At 60.6% G+C, this 18,057-nt stretch carries 17 protein-coding genes; all 17 read right to left on the bottom strand.

Features of this window, described 5'->3' with window-relative positions:
- Entirely contained in the window at window positions 1-804 is an 804-nt protein-coding gene (locus AC0IYN_RS09935; protein WP_177004904.1) for an ABC transporter ATP-binding protein, read from the bottom strand.
- On the bottom strand, window positions 801-1,949 hold the full coding sequence (locus AC0IYN_RS09930) for an ABC transporter permease (protein ID WP_471841251.1): 1,149 nt from the start codon (window positions 1,947-1,949) through the stop codon (window positions 801-803). The genes AC0IYN_RS09935 and AC0IYN_RS09930 overlap by 4 nt, the downstream gene beginning before the upstream one ends.
- 54 nt (window positions 1,950-2,003) lie before the next feature.
- Window positions 2,004-3,035, bottom strand: a complete 1,032-nt coding sequence (locus AC0IYN_RS09925) for a DUF5924 family protein (RefSeq protein ID WP_406596138.1) — start codon at window positions 3,033-3,035, stop codon at window positions 2,004-2,006.
- 72 nt (window positions 3,036-3,107) lie between these two features.
- Window positions 3,108-4,490 (bottom strand): M16 family metallopeptidase, encoded by a 1,383-nt coding sequence (locus AC0IYN_RS09920; RefSeq protein ID WP_471841248.1) that lies wholly within the window; start codon window positions 4,488-4,490, stop codon window positions 3,108-3,110.
- Window positions 4,491-4,547: 57 nt separating this feature from the next.
- Window positions 4,548-6,206, bottom strand: a complete 1,659-nt coding sequence (locus AC0IYN_RS09915; protein WP_099493325.1) for a Na/Pi cotransporter family protein — start codon at window positions 6,204-6,206, stop codon at window positions 4,548-4,550.
- Window positions 6,207-6,417: 211 nt separating this feature from the next.
- On the bottom strand, window positions 6,418-7,185 hold the full coding sequence (locus AC0IYN_RS09910; RefSeq protein WP_014716354.1) for a TerC family protein: 768 nt from the start codon (window positions 7,183-7,185) through the stop codon (window positions 6,418-6,420).
- A gap of 68 nt (window positions 7,186-7,253) precedes the next feature.
- A complete protein-coding gene (locus AC0IYN_RS09905; RefSeq protein WP_078046268.1) occupies window positions 7,254-8,561 on the bottom strand; it encodes a CitMHS family transporter in 1,308 nt (435 codons plus the stop codon).
- Window positions 8,562-8,925: 364 nt separating this feature from the next.
- Window positions 8,926-10,887 carry a DUF7844 domain-containing protein gene (locus AC0IYN_RS09900; protein WP_471841245.1) on the bottom strand — a complete coding sequence of 654 codons (1,962 nt, stop codon included), beginning with the start codon at window positions 10,885-10,887 and terminating at the stop codon, window positions 8,926-8,928.
- Window positions 10,884-11,204 (bottom strand): DUF2388 domain-containing protein, encoded by a 321-nt coding sequence (locus tag AC0IYN_RS09895; RefSeq protein WP_012721546.1) that lies wholly within the window; start codon window positions 11,202-11,204, stop codon window positions 10,884-10,886. The genes AC0IYN_RS09900 and AC0IYN_RS09895 overlap by 4 nt, the downstream gene beginning before the upstream one ends.
- A gap of 37 nt (window positions 11,205-11,241) precedes the next feature.
- A complete protein-coding gene (locus AC0IYN_RS09890; RefSeq protein WP_471844765.1) occupies window positions 11,242-11,550 on the bottom strand; it encodes a DUF2388 domain-containing protein in 309 nt (102 codons plus the stop codon).
- Between the two features lie 80 nt (window positions 11,551-11,630).
- Window positions 11,631-11,951 carry a DUF2388 domain-containing protein gene (locus tag AC0IYN_RS09885; RefSeq protein ID WP_078046270.1) on the bottom strand — a complete coding sequence of 107 codons (321 nt, stop codon included), beginning with the start codon at window positions 11,949-11,951 and terminating at the stop codon, window positions 11,631-11,633.
- Window positions 11,952-12,087: 136 nt separating this feature from the next.
- The gene (locus AC0IYN_RS09880) at window positions 12,088-12,273 is read right to left on the bottom strand and encodes a DUF1127 domain-containing protein (protein ID WP_406596134.1); all 186 of its coding nucleotides are present in this window, start codon (window positions 12,271-12,273) and stop codon (window positions 12,088-12,090) included.
- 263 nt (window positions 12,274-12,536) lie between these two features.
- Window positions 12,537-12,752, bottom strand: coding sequence for a DUF1127 domain-containing protein (locus tag AC0IYN_RS09875; RefSeq protein ID WP_012721550.1), 216 nt, complete (start codon window positions 12,750-12,752; stop codon window positions 12,537-12,539).
- 318 nt (window positions 12,753-13,070) lie between these two features.
- A complete protein-coding gene (locus tag AC0IYN_RS09870) occupies window positions 13,071-14,564 on the bottom strand; it encodes an acetyl-CoA hydrolase/transferase family protein (protein WP_406596133.1) in 1,494 nt (497 codons plus the stop codon).
- A gap of 179 nt (window positions 14,565-14,743) precedes the next feature.
- Window positions 14,744-16,180: an NAD(P)(+) transhydrogenase (Re/Si-specific) subunit beta gene (locus AC0IYN_RS09865; protein ID WP_269132438.1), complete on the bottom strand. Its 1,437-nt coding sequence runs from the start codon at window positions 16,178-16,180 to the stop codon at window positions 14,744-14,746.
- Window positions 16,180-16,500 (bottom strand): NAD(P) transhydrogenase subunit alpha part 2, encoded by a 321-nt coding sequence (locus AC0IYN_RS09860; RefSeq protein ID WP_003187417.1) that lies wholly within the window; start codon window positions 16,498-16,500, stop codon window positions 16,180-16,182. Before AC0IYN_RS09860 ends, AC0IYN_RS09865 begins: the two co-directional genes overlap by 1 nt.
- Before the next feature lie 15 nt (window positions 16,501-16,515).
- Window positions 16,516-17,637, bottom strand: coding sequence for a Re/Si-specific NAD(P)(+) transhydrogenase subunit alpha (locus AC0IYN_RS09855; protein WP_457238800.1), 1,122 nt, complete (start codon window positions 17,635-17,637; stop codon window positions 16,516-16,518).
- Window positions 17,638-18,057: the final 420 nt, after the last annotated feature.

Here is an 18,057-nt window from a genome sequence, read left to right as displayed (position 1 = left end):
TCATACCTCGTTAAGCGATTGAGCGGCATCCAATGCCGCGCGGCCACGGGGGCCGTGGAAATATTCGTGGATCCAGGCGTCGTCCGTTTCCGAGACAACATCGATGGCATCGGCCACCAGCACTTTCTTCTGTGCCAGCACCGCCACGCGGTCGGTGATGGTGTACAGCGTGTCCAAGTCATGGGTGACCAGGAACACACTCAGGCCCAGCGCGTCACGCAGGGTCAGGATCAGTTGGTCGAACTGCGCCGCGCCGATCGGGTCGAGGCCGGCGGTGGGTTCGTCGAGGAACAGGATGTCCGGGTCCAACGCCAGCGCGCGGGCCAGGGCGGCGCGCTTGATCATGCCGCCGGACAGTGACGCCGGGTACTTGTCGGCCGCCGACAATGGCAACCCGGCCAGGGCGAGTTTCACCGCGGCCAAGTGCTCGGCGTCGCGGCGGCTGAGGCCGGCGTGTTCGATCAACGGCAGCGCGACGTTTTCGGTCACGGTCAGCGAAGAAAACAGCGCGCCCTTCTGGAACAGCACGCCAAAGCGCCGTTCCACCAGGGAACGCTCATGTTCCGGCAGGCTCGGCAGGTTTTTGCCGAACACCCGCACTTCGCCTTCGCTGGGCCGGCGCAGGCCGACGATGCTGCGCAGCAGCACCGACTTGCCGCTGCCGGACCCGCCGACCACGGCGAGGATCTCGCCCTTGTACAAATCCAGGTCGAGGTTCTCGTGCACGCTCTGGCTGCCAAAGCGATTGCACAGGCCACGCACCTCAATGACCGCCTCAGTGGGCGCACGGTGTAGACGACTCACCAGCCCATCTCCATAAAGAACAGCGCCGCGACCGCATCCAGCACGATGACCACAAAGATCGATTGCACCACGCTGGAAGTGGTGTGGGCGCCCACCGACTCGGCACTGCCGCTGACCTTGAAGCCTTCCAGGCAGCCGATGGCCGCAATCAGGAACGCGAAGATCGGCGCTTTCACCATGCCCACCAGGAAGTGCTGCACGCCAATGTCCGATTGCAGCAGCGAGAGGAACATCGCCGGCGAAATATCCAGCGCCACCGCGCAGACCACGCCACCGCCGACAATCCCCGACAGCATCGCCAGGAAGGTCAGCATCGGCAGCGCCACCAGCAGCGCCAGCACGCGCGGCAATACCAGCAATTCCATCGGGTCCAGGCCCAGGGTGCGGATCGCGTCGATTTCTTCGTTGGCCTTCATCGAACCGATTTGGGCGGTAAAGGCACTGGCGGTGCGACCGGCGATCAAAATTGCCGTCAGTAACACGCCGAATTCCCGCAAGAAAGAGAACGCCACCAGGTCGACGGTGAAAATAGTCGCGCCAAAACTCTTGAGGACAGTGGCGCCGAGGAACGCCACTACCGCGCCGACCAGAAAGGTCAGCAGGGCCACGATGGGCGCGGCGTCGAGGCCGACCTGTTCCAGGTGCGCGACCATAGGGGTCAGGCGCCAGCGCTTGGGGCGCAAAATGCCACGGGCAAAGGTTTCGAGAATCAGGCCGATAAAGCCCAGCAGCTTCTTGCTGTCCTGCCAGACGGTGTCCACCGCTCGACCGATGCGGGCCAGCACCTGAATGCCGGCGGCTTCTTCCGGTGCCTTGTCCGGTACGCAAAAATCATTCAGGGAGCGGTAGACGGTCTTGAGCAGGGCGCGGTCGGCGGCAGACAAGCTGCAGTCAGTCTGCTCCGCAGATTGCTCGATGCGGGTCGGCCCCAGCAGCTCCACCAACAGCGAGGCGCCGGCAGTATCGAGGGCGCCGAGGCCGTTGAGGTCGATGCGCGCGCCGGCGTCGTATTGGCCGTCGAGCTTGTCCGACAGCCTCTTCAGGCCCGCATAGTGGGCAAGCGTCCAGTCCCCCGTAATCCTCAGTTGTGGCGGGGTGGTGGACGTATCGAGGTGGGCTGCGCCGGCCGTCGTAGGGGTGGTCATAAGCTCCGAGCTTGTTTGGCTATCCACAATTCCTACGTAATAGCACGAACCTGCCTACTTTGGGTTGTCCGTTTGTGCTGCGTCCGTCACTTTGAAGCGCAGCACACCGATCACCTGCCCGTCTTCGGTCAACACCCTGACCTGCCAGCGGCCCACAGCGTCGCCGGGGAAGTTCTGCTTGTGGGTCCAGGCGCGATAGCCCTCTTTGCGCCCGCCGTGAATATCCAGGGCGATGCGGTCGACCTCTTTGCCGTTGAATTGCCACACATGGTAGATCCGCTCATCCAGCCCGCGCGGTGCGTTAATGGCGGTGTAGGCGTACAGCCCGCCGCTGCGCAGTTGGGCGGCGGTGACTTCCTTGAGGTCGTCGCCCGGCGTGCGGTCTTGCAGTTGGGTGCTGATCGCCACTTCAGTCATCCACAGGGTGGCCGGCGGCACCCAGCTGCGCAGGAACCAGCCGGCGCAGCCAATCGCGGCCGTAACCCCAAGCAGCATCGCCCAGCCCTTGAGGCTGCGCAGCGGTAGGCTCACGGCCAGGCTTGGGATCGACAACGCCATGGCCACGCCGAGGGCCAATTTGTAACTCTCGGCGGTGGTCAGGTGCAGGATGATCGGCAGCGCGGTGAGCAGCGCGGCGAACAGTGTGAAGGTGTGCAGCGCGAGGAACAGTGAACGTTTGGGCGCCAGCCATTTGTAGTACAGCGGGTCGGTGATCGACACCAGTGCTGCCGCGCCGAGCAGGCCGGTAAAAATCGATTGGCCGCTGTTCCAGGCGGTGGTGATGAAAAAGAACGGCAGCACAAAAAACAGACTTTCCTGGTGGATCATCTGGGTTGCATAGCGCAGCAGCGGTTCGGGGATTTCGCGCTTGAAGACCTTGGTGAACAGCTGGGTGAAGCTGTTCTCCAGCATCAGCCACAGCCAGCTCACCAGCATGATCACCGCGATCCAACTGGCCATGCCCTGTTGGCGGTCCACCAGGATGAAGCTGCCCACACCCGAGATGAAGCCGCCGAGTGCAATCACCCCTGGGTAGCGCTTCATCAGCTCGAGAATGCGCTGGATTACGTGGGTCAGGTTTGGCATCTGGCGGTTCGCAGTCTTTGTAGGAAAAAATCCTAGACAGAATAACGTCTTAGCCCGTCGTCCGTTGCCTCATTACGCGATCCGTTTGCGATAAAGCCGCACGCCGATCAACACAAAGGCGATCAGCCCGAGGGCACCGGCGCCGATCCAGCTCAGCAGGTCATAACTGAGCAGCGGCTTCTCAATACGCCAGTAGCCGGGTTGCTTGAACACTTGGCGCATGGCCTGGTTGGTCTGGTCCAGACTCACGGCCTTGATGCGTTTGACCGGGTCGCTGAAGTGGCCGTTGTCGTAATCGCCGGAAGCGCTCCAGTAATAGTCGGCCAGTGCGCTGTTGCCCTGCACGGCCCAGGCCTGACGGGCGATGGCGGCGTGCTGCAAGCGGGCGAAGACCGCCGGGTCGAGACCGTCTTTGAGCAACTGCGCCCTGAGGTCCTGCAAGACCTGTTCGGCTTCGGGGAGGTTTTCCCGCTCAAGGTCGGCATTCAGGCTGAGGAAGCCAACGCCGCCGAGCACTTCGCGTTCGCTCCACGGGCCGTAGGACAAACCGTGCTTGAGGCGCAGTTGACGGTACAGCGCCCAGTCGAGGTAGTCCTTGAGCAGGTCGTAGGTTTCGTCATGCCCGTCGTCCAGTACTGGCTCAGGGAACAGCCAGTGCAGTTTGGCGTTGTCGCCGACCCAGCCGTGGATCAGTTCGCGATGGGCAGCGGCGGCGTGCTGGATTTCCGGGAGTGCCAGGTGTTCCGTAGGTTCGACCGGGTCGAGCTGGCCGTAGGTTCGTTCCAGATAGGCTGGCAGCAGTTTGTCGAGGTCACCGACGATGATCAGGGTCATGTTGTTAGGCGCGTACCAGTGTTTGCGCAGGTTTTCCAACTGCTCGCGGGTCAGGTGGTCGACCTCGGCGCGTTCGGCGCATTTGAGGCCCAGCTCGACGGCCAGTTGATTGCTGGCGGTGTGGCCCAAGTCCTGGCGGTCCAGTAGGCGTTGCAGGTGTGAGTAGTGGCCGCCGTCTTCGCGCTCCACCACCCGCTTGGCGGCGTCGATATTAGCGTCGGTCAGTTCGGTGCGGGTGATGATCGCCAGCAGCAGGTCGAGCACCTTGCGCTGGTTCTGCGCGGGCGCCTCGATCACGAAGGTGGTGTCGGCGTTGCTGGTGTAGGCGTTCCACTCGCCGCCCAGGGCTTGCATGCGGTCTTCCAGCTCACTTTCGCCGCCACCGTCGATGCCGCTGAACAGCAGGTGTTCAAGCAGGTGTGGCAACTCCTTGTCTTCGCAATGGAAGTCATCCAGGCCCACGCCCACCACCAGGCGTATCGCCACATGCCCGCGCTCAGTGCCCGGTTTAAGCAGCAATTGCAGGCCATTGGGCAAGGTGTAACCCTCGACTTGCAGGCGGTCAAAGGCGAAGACGTGGGCAGAACCCATGAGCAGGCAAGCGAACAACAGGCGACGCATAACAAGCTTCCTGGCGAGTGAGGTCAGTTTTAACTGACTTCACGGGCCATCGTACGTTCAGGGCGAATGTGTGATGTCGGCAATATCTTCGGCCGAGAGTGCGCCGGTGTCGGACGTTTCCAACACCACATAGGCACTGCTGCAAAACAACGAATTCAAGCGCTTCATGTCGGCGATCAGCTCCAGGTGCAGGGAGCTGGTCTCCAGGCTCTGCACGATTTTGCGCTGCAGTCGGCTGACGTGGGCGTGGGCCAGGCGGCGTTCCTGGGCGCGGAAGCGGCGCTTCTCGCGCAGCAATTGGCGCGCGCTTTCCGGGTCGGCGCTGAGGAACACCGACAGCCCAAGGCGCAGGTTGGCGATCAATTGGCTGTGCAGCCCCGTGAGTTCTTCCAGGCCGACTTCCGAGAACTGGCGACGCTGGGAAGTTTTCTGCTGCTGGACTTTGCGCAGCATGCGTTCGATCAGGTCGCCAGCCAGCTTGAGGTTGATCGACAGCTCGATGATTTCGGCCCAGCGCCGGCTGTCTTGCTCGCTGAGGTCTTCGCGGGGCATTTGCGCCAGGTAGAGTTTGATCGCGCTGTAGAGCGACTCGACATCGTCGCTGAGGCTGCGCATTTCCTGGGTGATGGCCGTCTGTTTGCCGCGCAGTACTTCCTGCATCGCGGTGAGCATGTTGTCGATCAGGTCGCCCAGGCGCAGGGTTTCCCGCGCGGCGTTGGCCAGTGCCAGGCTTGGCGTGGTGAGCGCGGCCAAGTCCAGGTGGCGGGGTTTGGCCTTGCCGTTGGTTTCTTCGCGCTCGGGCAGCAGCCAGGCGCACAGCCGCGCCATTGGCCCAATGGTGGGCAGCAGGATCAGGCACCGCGTGACGTTGTAAAGCAGGTGGAAGGTGATGACCATGCCTTGGGCGCTGTAGTCCAGGCCATCCATCCACAGCACCAGCGGGTCGAGTACCGGGATGATCAGCAGCAGGCCGATCAACTTGTACAGCAAGCTGCCCAGCGCAACCTGGCGACCGGCGGCGTTCTGCATGCTGGTGCTGAGGAAGGCCAGCACACCGCTGCCGATATTGGCACCGATCACCAGGCCGATGGCCACGTGCAAGCCGATCACGCCGGCGCCGGCCAGGGTGGCGGTGAGCAGGACGGCGGCCAGGCTGGAGTAGGAAATCATCGCGAACAAGGCGCCGACCAAGGCGTCGAGCAGGATGTCGCCGGTCAATGAAGCGAACAGTACCTTGACGCCCTGGGCGTGGGTGATGGGCCCGGCGGCTTCGACGATGAGTTGCAGTGCGAGGATGATCAGCCCAAGGCCGATCCCGACCCGGCCCAACTGCCCTGCCCGCGTCTGTTTGCGTGACAGGAAGAAAATCACCCCGAGAAAGATCAGCAGCGGCGACAGCCACGACAGGTCAAACGTCAGTACCCGCGCCATCAGCGCGGTACCCACGTCTGCACCGAGCATGGTTGCCAGGGCGGGCATCAGCCCCATCAGGCCCTGGCCGACAAAGGACGTCACCAGCATCGCCGTGGCGTTGCTGCTCTGCACCATGGCGGTCACCAGGATACCGGCGATAAACGCCAGCCAGCGCTTGGACATGTTCTGCCCGATGACTTGGCGCAAGTTCGAGCCGTAGACCCGCAGGATGCCGGTACGGACGATGTGCGTGCCCCAGATAAGCAGGGTCACGGCGGAAAGCAGATTGAGCAAGGTCAGCATGCTCGGCCCCCCGTGTGGGTGCGCTCCAACAGGAGCGAAGGAAAGTTGCCGCGTGCCGTTCTACGTCTTGTAGTTAAGCTGTAGTTGGCGAATGGGCTCTGCGCCAGCATCGCATAGCTAAAGTGGGGATTGAAACAAAACTGTCATGAAATCAGCTTTTTGCGGATAAAAAAAAGGGGCTTATAAAAGCCCCTTTTTGTCTGGCTCGGGTTTATTGACCCGGAATGTCTTTGCGCAGTTTCACAGGATCCTGCTGTTTTTTCTTTTTCGCGATGGCGGTGCGCATCTTGATGTTCACCGCTTCCACTGCCAGCGAGAACGCCATGGCAAAGTAGACGTAGCCTTTTGGCACGTGCACATCGAAGGATTCGGCGATCAGCACGGTACCCACTACCAGCAGGAACGACAGTGCCAGCATCTTCAGCGACGGGTGCTTGTCGATGAATTCGCTGATGGTGCCCGCCGCCAGCATCATCACCAGTACGGCCACGACAATCGCTGCGACCATCACCGGTACGTGCGAGACCATGCCCACAGCGGTGATCACCGAGTCCAGGGAGAACACGATGTCGATGATCGCGATCTGGATGATGGTGTAGATGAACTTGCCACCCGCGCCCTTCGGCTCGTCGTGGGTTTCGTCTTCGCCTTCCAGCGCGTGGTACATCTCTTGGGAGCTTTTCCACAGAAGGAACAGGCCACCGAAGAACAGGATCAGGTCGCGACCGGAAATACCCTGGCCGAAGACCACGAACAGGTCGGCGGTCAGTTGCATCACCCAGGTGATCGACAGCAGCAACAGGATGCGCGTGACCATGGCCAACGCCAGGCCGAAGATCCGGGTGCGCGCCTGCATATGCTTGGGCATGCGGCTGACCAGGATCGAAATCATGATGATGTTATCGATGCCCAGGACGATCTCGAGGGCCGTCAGGGTGAAGAAGGCAATCCAGATTTCCGGATTGGTCAGCCATTCCATGTGTATTCCTTTGAGCAAGTGTTAAACCGCGCAAGCTGCAGCGCCGCGCGGTGAGTGAGTCGGTACGATTATAGAGTGCTGAACAGCGGAAAAATCCCCATCAGCAATGCGGCGAACATTATGCACAGGCACACCAGCACTGCCCACTTAAGGGTGAAGCGCTGGTGATCACCAAATTCGATACCGGCCAGTGCCACCAACAGGTAGGTCGACGGTACCAGTGGGCTGAGCAAGTGCACAGGCTGGCCAACGATAGAGGCGCGGGCCATTTCCACGGCGGTGATGCCGTAGTGGCTGGCGGCTTCGGCGAGGACGGGCAGCACGCCGTAGTAGAACGCGTCGTTGGACATGAAGAAAGTGAACGGCATGCTCACCAGTGCGGTGATCACGGCCAGGTACGGGCCCATGGCCTCCGGGATCACTGCCAGCAGGCTCTTGGACATGGCGTCGACCATGCCGGTACCGGACAGAATGCCGGTGAAGATACCCGCAGCGAAGATCAACCCGACGACCGCCAATACGCTGCCGGCGTGGGCGGCGACGCGATCTTTCTGCTGTTGCAGGCACGGGTAGTTGACGATCATCGCGATACTGAACGCCACCATGAACAGCACCGGCAGCGGCAACAGACCGGCGATCAGTGTGCACATCAGGGCCAGGGTCAGCGCGCCGTTGAACCAGATCAGCTTCGGACGACGAGCGTCAGGGTATTGCGACACGCTGATCTCGCTGTGGTCAATTTCATCGCCTTGCAGGTGCAGTTCACCCAGGCGTGCACGTTCGCGTTTGCCATACATGTAGGCAATCACCAGGATCGCCACCACGCCGGCGGCCATCGCCGGGATCATCGGTACGAAAATATCCGAGGGGTCGACGTGCAGCGCACTGGCGGCGCGGGCAGTCGGGCCACCCCAGGGGGTCATGTTCATCACGCCACCGGCGAGGATGATCAGGCCCGCCATGATCCGTGGGCTCATGCCGATGCGCTTGTACAACGGCAGCATGGCGGCCACGCAGATCATGTAAGTGGTGGCGCCGTCACCGTCGAGGGACACGACCAGGGCCAGCACGGCGGTACCGACGGAAACCTTCAGTGGGTCGCCCTTGACCATCTTGAGGATCTTGCGCACGGCCGGGTCGAACAGGCCGGAATCAATCATCAGGGCAAAGTAGAGAATGGCGAACATCAACATCACGCCGGTCGGCGCGAGTTTGGTGATGCCTTCGAGCATCATCGGGCCGATCTTCGGTGCGAAACCGCCGAACAGCGCGAACAGGATCGGCACGATGATCAGAGCGATCAGCGCGGACAGGCGCTTGGTCATGATCAGGAACATGAACGTGATGACCATGGCAAAGCCAAGGAAAGTCAGCATAGGAATACTCCAGGCGTAGCGCGGCTAGGGAATGGCGGACCGGGTTGGGGTCAGCGCAAAACGAACGGCACGAGGCGTACGGGTGGAGTTGGGGCGAACAGGCGGGTAGGAGCGGACATCGGGAATCACCATTGTTGTTGTTAACAGCCGGTCTATTGCCGGCAGTGGTGGCGATCCTAGACGGGTAAGCTTTCAGCCAGCTTTCGCTGCGCAAACAGCTGATGGAGGGCAGGCATACGGTCTTCAGGTTTGCACAGACCAAATGTGTGTGGCTTGCCTGCGATTGCATCACCTCGGTTCAACTGAACGACGGAGGTGTCTGCATCGCCGGCAAGCCGGCTCCTACAGATTCTGCGGCGAGGTTTCAGGGCAGTTCCAGGCCGCCTGCCGCCTTGTGCAAGGCCCGCAAATGCTCGCCCACCAGCTTCAGGTTGGCTTCACAGGCGGCAATTTCGGCGGAACGGGAAGGCTCCAGCAGCGCCCTCACCTCTTTGTCCAGTTCGCCGGTAAGCGACTGCAGTTGCTTCTGGCGTTCGGCGCTTTCCGATTCCAGGCGTGTGGCCTCTGAAGGTTGCGGCAGGCCATAACCGCCACTGCCCAGCAGTTCCGCCGGGCGGCTGAGGAAGCCGCTGTTGGCGAGGATTTGTTGCAGCGTGGCGTTGGCTTTCTCCATGCCACCGTTTTTCAGCTCGCGGGCGCCGAGGTAGCGTTGTTTAACTTCGTCCTGGGCCAGCATCAACTGTTTGCGAAAGCTTGCCTGCTCCAGCAGCAACAATGCGGCACTGGTGCGCAGGTCGGCCTGGCCGAACCACTGTCGGCGTTCCTCGGCACTGAGAGACAACCAGTCTTCGACCTGGGTCTGTTTGATCGGCAGGTGCTTGCGCAGTACATCGAACATCGCCTGGTAGCGTTCGCGGAAGGAGTCGAAGTGATACCCCAGGCGCAACGCCCTGCGTTTGTCATCCAGCACGCTGGTATCGGCCAAGCGGCGGGCGCTCAGGACTTCGAGCAAACCGTTGGGGGTGATGTTGTCCAGGCCGGTCAGTTGCGGGTTGGCGCTGCCGCTGCGTAGCAGTTTCAGGCTCTCCACCGCGCAGTTGTTGGAGATGAAGAAGTAGTTGCCGTCGTAGCTCCAATGCATTTCGGCGGCATGTTCGACGGTGTCGTTGATTTCCTGGCGGGTCAGTTTCAGCGGTACAGAGGCCAGGCCACGCAGTTCGGTCTTGGTGTATTCGTCGATCACTTGCGCCAGCGGCAATACAAACAAGCGCGATGGGTACTTGCCGACCAGGCCGTCCCAGCTCGACAGCTGTACGTCACCGACAAACGCGCGGTAGGACAAGACCAGATGCTGGTCCAGGTCCAGCCGGCAATCCGGCCCACGCGGGCGGCCCGGCGCACAGATCACCAGGCGCAACATGCTGTGGCCCCAGCGGCTGACCAGGTTCTGGTTGGCTTCGGCCAGCAGGTAGTCGATTTCGTAGACGCGTTCCGGGTCCACATGACCCAGCGGCGTCTTGGCGAAATCATTACCGGCGTTCAGGAAGGCGTAGGTGCTGGCGCAGGTGTCCTGCTCCGGCGGGGCCCAGCCAAAGTGCTCCTGGTAATAGCGGAACAATGCCGGGCGCCGGCAGGCGTAGCTTGGGTCTAACAGGAAGTACTCCATATTGACCGCCACGAACTCCAGCGGGCTGGTGGTTTCGTAGATGTCCGGGCTGCGCGCAACTTGATGGTTGTGCTGCTCGCGCTCGCCGCGACGGCCTACGTACTGCGGCCAGCCGGCAAGGTCCAGCAGGCGTGGGTCATCGCTGAGGGTAAAGCGTCGGCCATTCTGGCCGCGGCATTGATCAGGCAGGCCGATCAGGCCGGTGAGGTTGTTCTGCCGGCTGCAACGATTGATCAGCGCGCGATCGTCCTTGGACCACAGGCGTGCACGGTCATAGATGTGGGTCAGTTCATGCAGCACCGTGGCGAGCATTTCGCGGCGCACAGTGCCGTGGGGGCGATTGGTTTTCTGGGTGGCGGCGCTGCCGTCGGTCAGGCTGGCCAGCAGATTGCGGTTGAGGTCCAGCTCGGACACCAGGGAGGCTTGCCCGTAGGCGTTCTCGGGCATCTTGTCGGTCCAGCCGACATCGATGCGCCGGTCCAACTGTTCGATGAAGCGCGGCGGTAAAGAGCGCATGGCTTCGTCGAGCAGCGCCTGGCTGGCCTGCTGTTCAGCCGGGCTCAGACCCTCGGTCTTGAGCCGCAGTTGCAGGCTGGCCTGGGCTGCGCTGGCACACAGCAGCACAGTCCCGGCCAGGAGCCAGGCGGCAATGCGCCTCACAGTGCGAGGATGGCTTCGGCGAGGGTCTGGTCACTGGCGTCGCGGGCTTCCGGCAGACGTGTACGCAGGGTGTCGAAGGCCGCTTCCAAGTGCGCGCCACGGATTTCACCGTTGGTTGCGACGAAGCTGGCGGCGTCGTCGTGGGCTTCGCGTACCACTTTGGAGTCGCGGATCGAGGTGGTGGTGTCCGAGGTGAAATCAATGGTGCGGCCAGAGGCGCGAACAATGATGTTACTGGTGGCCACCAGGGTATGCGCCTGGGCAACGTCGGCCAATAACAGCAGGCCAAGGGTGGCGGCGATCAGCGGGCTACGCATGGGATAACTCCAATACAAATAAGGAATACAAAGATGATTATTGGACGAGAATTGCTTGCGCCAGTTCAAGGTCGCTGGCGTTAAGTTTTGGCTGGCTGCGGCGCAGATAATCCAGCGCTGACTCCAGCCATGCCCCCCGCCATTGGCCGTCAGTGGCGATAAACGCGGCAGCGTCATCCTGGGCGGCCATTATCACTTTTCTGTCGAAGGGCGCGGAGGTCACTTTGCTGGTGGCGTACGCGCTCACGACGGTGCTCTGGGTGGTGAGGTCAAAGGCCGAAGCCAATGGGGACCAGCCGCAGGAAAACAATACAGGGACTACTAAAAGGCGGTATGAAAAAGCCATGGGATTCGACAACTGAAAACGAGCGCCAAGGCTAGCGTAATGCCCGGGCGAGAGCCAGCGCCCAGGCATCACGGCTGTCTTCAGATGGCCAGGATGGCCTGGGCCAGTTGCGCGTCAGTCGCGGTGTTCAGTTGCGGCGCTTGCTGGCGGATCTGTGCCAGGGCGCTTTCCAGTTTCACACCACGGATGGCGCCTTCACTGGCGACAAAACTGGCGGCGTCGTCACGCGCGGCGCGCACGACCTTATTGTCGCGCAGGGACGAGGTGGCATCGGAGCTGGCGTCGGAGGTGGCTTTTAGTGCGCCGACAATGGAGTCGGTGGTGACAATGAAACTGGTCGCATTGGCGTTGGCTGCCAGGACCAACAGGGCGGCAGCACTCAGCAGGCGAAGACGGGACATGGGGTGACTCCTGTAGATGAACGGATAAAGTGGCGCAGGGCAGCCATTGGGGATCAGACGCCTGTACCAGGCGGCTCGCCACGTGGTGACTGGATATTAAGCTGCCGTTTATCCGTTCGGGAAGCGCCTTGACTGCCTAGTCACGCCAGAACGGTTTGGACATCTCGGCCATGCGGTCGCCATGGCTGATGCCCAGGTCGGACAGTTCCCGCGTATCAAGCTTCGACAGTTGGCGTCGTTCGTAGGCGTGGCGCAGCCATTTGGCCAGGGTGGCGGCCATACGCAGCAACAGCCGCTTATATAACGAAGAAGGCGTGTCCATGGGGAGTCCCTTTCATGAGGTCTTGGAACACCATGTTGGGTTAGGCAGTGGAACCGATACAGATACACCAGGGTTAAATTGTACTGCTTAACTGTAGTATTTTTTAAACTGTACCTGTTGTCGGGAAGCGCTTCTGTTTTCCCGTTGAAAACCTGAATCCCAGAAACAACAAAGCCCGCCTCCGGTTACCCGGGGCGGGCTGTGTTTTGACAAATCAGGTTGCTGGCAGTGGACCCGTCAGGTCAGGGCCAGCGAGCGCTAAATCAGCGCCAGAACGGCTTGCTCAGCTCTTCGTAGCGTTGAGCTTCGCTGATGCCTGCGTCAGCCAGCAGACGCGAATCCAGGCGAGCCAGTTGGTGGCGGCTGGAGATGCGGCGCTGCCACAACATCAGGTTGGCGATAACGCGCAGAGGCAGGGAGGCCTGGGTGTTTACAGCTTTTTCTTCGAAGAACAGTTCGGAACTGAGTGTACGTTCCATGATGACATCCTTCCGCTTGTGGCGGGATTAGGTAGTGGTTTAACTGATGCCAATGATCCTCTTCCGGCGCAACACTCTCTAGATACAGTTCACCTGTATTGTGAGGGGCCAGTTAACTGTTTATAGGCGCTGTACTGTACAGAAATGGGGCAACTGTACCTGTCTGCACTTAAATAGTGCGAAATAGGTGTTTTTGGTCTGGCTCGTAGGATATTTCAGTAGGAAATGACCGGTACAGCAGTACAGTTTTTTCAATAAGTGAGGCTGGCGCAGCCGAGCTGATGAAACTGTATTTGCATCAGCTCGAATCTGTACCAATCATGCCTTGAGCATGTGCCCGGTTTCTTCCAAGTTGATGTGCCAGCTCAGTGCTTCGCGCAGGATGTGTGGGGTGTGCCCACCGATTGCGCAGGCGGTATTGAAGTAACTGTTCAGCGCATCGCGGTAAGCCGGGTGCACACAGTTGTCGATGATCACTCGGGCCCGTTCCCGCGGCGCCAGCCCACGCAGGTCGGCCAGCCCGACTTCGGTCACCAGGATGTCGACGTCATGCTCGGTATGGTCCACATGGCTGACCATGGGCACGACACTGGAAATAGCCCCGCCCTTGGCAATCGACTTGGTGACGAAGATGGCCAGGTGCGCATTGCGCGCAAAGTCCCCGGAGCCGCCAATGCCATTCATCATCCGCGTGCCGCAGACGTGGGTGGAGTTGACGTTGCCGTAGATGTCGAACTCCAGCGCGGTGTTGATACCGATAATGCCCAGGCGACGTACCACTTCAGGGTGGTTGGAGATCTCCTGCGGGCGCAGGACCAGCTTGTCCTTATAGTGTTCCAGGTTGCCGAACACGTCGGCATTGCGCCGCTCTGACAAGGTGATCGAGCTGCCCGAAGCAAAGCTGAGCTTGCCTGCGTCGATCAGGTCGAAGGTTGAATCCTGCAACACTTCCGAATACATGGTCAGGTCTTCGAACGGTGACTCGATCAACCCGCACATCACGGCGTTGGCGATATTGCCGATCCCGGCCTGCAGCGGGCCGAGCTTGTTGGTCATGCGGCCTGCGTCGACTTCCTGCTTGAGGAAGTTGATGAGGTGGTTGGCGATGCCCTGTGTGTCGCTGTCGGGCGGCGTCACGGTCGAGGCAGAGTCGGCCTGGTTGGTGATGACGATGGCGACGATTTTTTCCGGCGGGATCGGAATGGCAGTGCTGCCGATACGGTCGTCGACTTTCACCAGAGGAATTGGCGTGCGCGTCGGCCGGTAGGTCGGGATATAGATGTCGTGCAACCCTTCCAGATTTGGATTGTGTGCCAGGTTGATCTCGACGATCACCTGCTTGGCGAAAATCGCGAAGCTGGCGGAGTTGCCTACGGACGTGGTGGGAACGATGTGGCCTTGTTCAGTGATCGCGACTGCTTCAATCACCGCGATGTCCGGCAGCTTGAGCTGGTTGTTGCGCAGTTGCTCGACGGTTTCCGACAGGTGTTGGTCGATAAACATCACCTCGCCGGCGTTGATCGCCTTGCGCAGCGTGCTGTCGACTTGAAACGGCATGCGCCGCGACAGCACGCCGGCTTCGGTCAGTTGCTTGTCCAGGTCATTGCCCAGGCTGGCGCCGGTCATCAGGGTGATTTTCAGCGGGGAAGTCTTGGCACGTTCGGCCAGGGCGTGGGGGACGGCCTTGGCTTCACCGGCACGGGTGAAGCCGCTCATGCCAACGGTCATGCCGTCTTCGATCAGTGCGGCGGCGTCTGCCGCGCTCATGACCTTGTTCAACAACGAAGGCAAGCGGATGCGATCACGGTACATGGATTCTTATCTCAGGCTACGGAAGCAAGGTGCGCAGTTTAGTGATTTCAAAAAATTTCGGCCCGCTACCATGGTCGAATGCCAGGCAGCGATTTAGAGCCTTTGGTCGGGTTTCATGCGGTAATAAAAAACCCCAGCCTACTGGAGGCCGGGGTTTCGAGTATTGCGCTGAAGCAGGGTTACTCGACGGCTTTGACCATGTCTTCGATGACCTTCTTGGCATCACCGAAGACCATCATGGTCTTGTCCAGGTAGAACAACTCGTTATCCAGGCCGGCATAGCCGCTGGCCATTGAACGTTTGTTGACGATGATGGTTTTGGCCTTGAACGCCTCGAGGATCGGCATGCCGGCAATCGGCGAGTTCGGGTCGTTCTTCGCAGCCGGGTTGACCACGTCGTTCGCGCCCAGCACCAGCACCACGTCGGCTTGGCCGAACTCGGAGTTGATGTCCTCCATCTCGAACACCTGGTCATAAGGCACTTCGGCCTCGGCGAGCAATACGTTCATGTGCCCAGGCATACGGCCTGCCACCGGGTGGATCGCGTATTTCACCGTGACGCCATGATGGGTCAGCTTTTCGGTCAGTTCCTTGAGCGCATGTTGCGCCCGCGCCACCGCCAGGCCGTAGCCCGGGACGATGATCACGGTGTCGGCGTTGGTCAGCAGGAAGGTCGCATCGTCGGCGGAGCCGGATTTGACCGGGCGTGCTTCTTTAGAACCCGCCGCTGCACCCGCATCCGGCGCGTTGCCGAAGCCGCCGAGCAGTACATTAAAGAAGGAACGGTTCATCGCCTTGCACATGATGTAGGACAGGATCGCGCCGCTGGAGCCCACCAAGGAGCCGGCGATGATCAGCATCGAGTTGTTCAGCGAGAAACCGATACCTGCCGCTGCCCAGCCGGAGTAGCTGTTGAGCATCGACACGACCACTGGCATATCAGCGCCGCCAATCGGGATGATGATCAGCACGCCCAGCACGAAGGCCAAGGCCAGCATCAGGGCGAAGGCAGTCAGGTTGCCGGTAAACATAAACGCCAGGCCGAGGCCGAGGGTCAGCAGGCCGAGCACCAGGTTCAGTTTGTGTTGGCCGCCGAACTGTACCGGTGCGCCCTGGAACAGGCGGAACTTGTACTTGCCCGATAGCTTGCCGAACGCAATCACCGAACCGGAGAAGGTAATCGCACCGATGGCCGCACCGAGGAACAGCTCCAGTCGGTTACCCGCAGGGATCGCGTCGCCCAGGTGTTTGACGATGCCTAGGGATTGCGGCTCGACCACGGCGGCAATGGCGATGAACACCGCAGCCAGGCCGATCATGCTGTGCATGAACGCCACCAGCTCCGGCATCTTGGTCATTTCTACACGCTTGGCCATGATCGAACCGGCAGTGCCGCCGATCAGCAGGCCGACAATCACGTAACCGATGCCGGCAGTGGCCAGCTCGGCGCCGAGCTTATAAATGAGGCCAACGGTAGTGAGCACCGCCAGCGCCATGCCGAGCATGCCAAACAAGTTGCCGCGCCGCGAAGTGGTGGGATGTGACAGGCCCTTGAGTGCCTGGATAAAGCAGATCGACGCGATCAGGTAGAGCGTCGTGACCAGATTCATGCTCATTACTTCGGCGCCTCTTCTTTTACTTTCGGGGCTTTCTTCTTGAACATCTCAAGCATGCGGCGCGTCACCAGGAAGCCACCGAACACGTTGACCGCTGCCAGGGCTACAGCCAGGGTGCCCATGGTCTTGCCCAGGGGAGTCACGGTCAGTGCGGCGGCCAGCATGGCGCCGACGATCACGATTGCCGAGATGGCGTTGGTCACCGCCATCAGCGGCGTGTGCAGCGCGGGCGTGACGTTCCAGACCACGTGGTAACCGACATAAATCGCCAGCACAAAGATGATCAGGTTGTAGATACCGGGGGAGATAAGCTCTTCCATCGTCTGAATCCCTGCTTAGGCGTTTTTGCGGATGACTTGGCCGTCACGGCACATCAGGCACGCGGCGACGATGTCGTCTTCGAGGTTGATTTCAAACTGCCCTTCCTTGGTGAAGACCAGCTTCAGGAAGTCCAGCAGGTTGCGCGCATACAAGGCTGACGCGTCGGCAGCGACGGCACCGGCCAGGTTGGTTGGGCCGCAGATGATCACGCCGTTTTCCACGACGACTTGGTCAGCGACAGTCAGCGGGCAGTTGCCGCCTTGGGCGGCTGCGAGGTCGATCACTACCGAGCCGGGCTTCATTTGCGCGACGGTGTCGGCGCTGAGCAAGGTCGGTGCTTTACGGCCGGGAATCAGGGCGGTGGTGATGACGATGTCGGCCTGCTTTGCGCGCTCGTGAACCGCCAGGGCCTGGCGCTGCATCCAGCTGGTCGGCATTGGACGGGCGTAACCACCGACGCCGACGGCGCATTCGCGTTCTTCATCGGTTTCGTAGGGCACGTCGACGAACTTGGCGCCTAGAGATTCGATCTGCTCTTTAACCGCCGGGCGTACGTCAGACGCTTCGATCACGGCACCCAGGCGTTTTGCCGTGGCAATCGCCTGCAGGCCTGCAACGCCGGCGCCGAGAATCAATACGCGTGCAGCCTTAACCGTACCGGCCGCCGTCATCAGCATCGGCATGAAGCGCGGGTAGTGATGAGCGGCGAGCAGCACGGCCTTATAGCCGGCGATGTTGGCCTGGGACGACAGCACGTCGAGGCTCTGGGCGCGCGAGGTGCGCGGCGCCGCTTCGAGGGCGAAGGCGGTGATGCCGCGCTCGGCGAGCTTGGCGATGGTTTCGTTGCTGAACGGATTGAGCATGCCCACCAACACGGTGCCGCTTTTGATCAGCGCCAGTTCGCTGTCGCTCGGGGCAACCACCTTGAGAATCAGCTCGGCGCCAAATGCATCGCCGACACTACCGATGGTTGCGCCTGCCGTTTCATAGGCACTGTCGACGATGCTGGCGTTGATGCCTGCACCGCTTTGTACAGTGACCTTATGGCCCTGGCCGATCAGCTTCTTGATGGTTTCCGGGGTGGCAGCCACCCGCGTTTCACCGGTCTGGGTTTCGAGAGGAACACCAATGTGCACGTCAAATCTCCTGCATGATCTTTTTGCTTTTGATCTTTTTGTAAAAAGGCCAGTGCACCGCGAGTGGCGCAACTGGGGCGGCCGATCAGCACGATCCCGCTGAAATGACAGCGGGGCGCGGCATTTTGCAGGCGAACTTTACGGCCATCAAGGGATTATGACGGGTGACGAAAAATTAACTACAAGTCACCCTGTGACTGATTGTCGCAATACCCTGTAATAACCGCTTCAAATACATGGGCTTAAAGGGCTGCAGACGCTTTTGCAATCTTTTGTCATCGTTGGTGTGAATAGTCGGCCATTGGCTTGTATTAGTCGCTACAAGCCAAGTAGATCATGGCCTTGAGCCTTATTTTCGACTGACAGATACAGTCTGTTTAAATGCGACATATATGTATATCTGTAGGCTTGAATGATTGC

Source organism: Pseudomonas sp. AC112 (assembly GCF_979253545.1).
The sequence above is the reverse complement of the archived record's forward strand: the minus strand, read 5'-3'. Positions and strand labels throughout refer to the sequence as shown.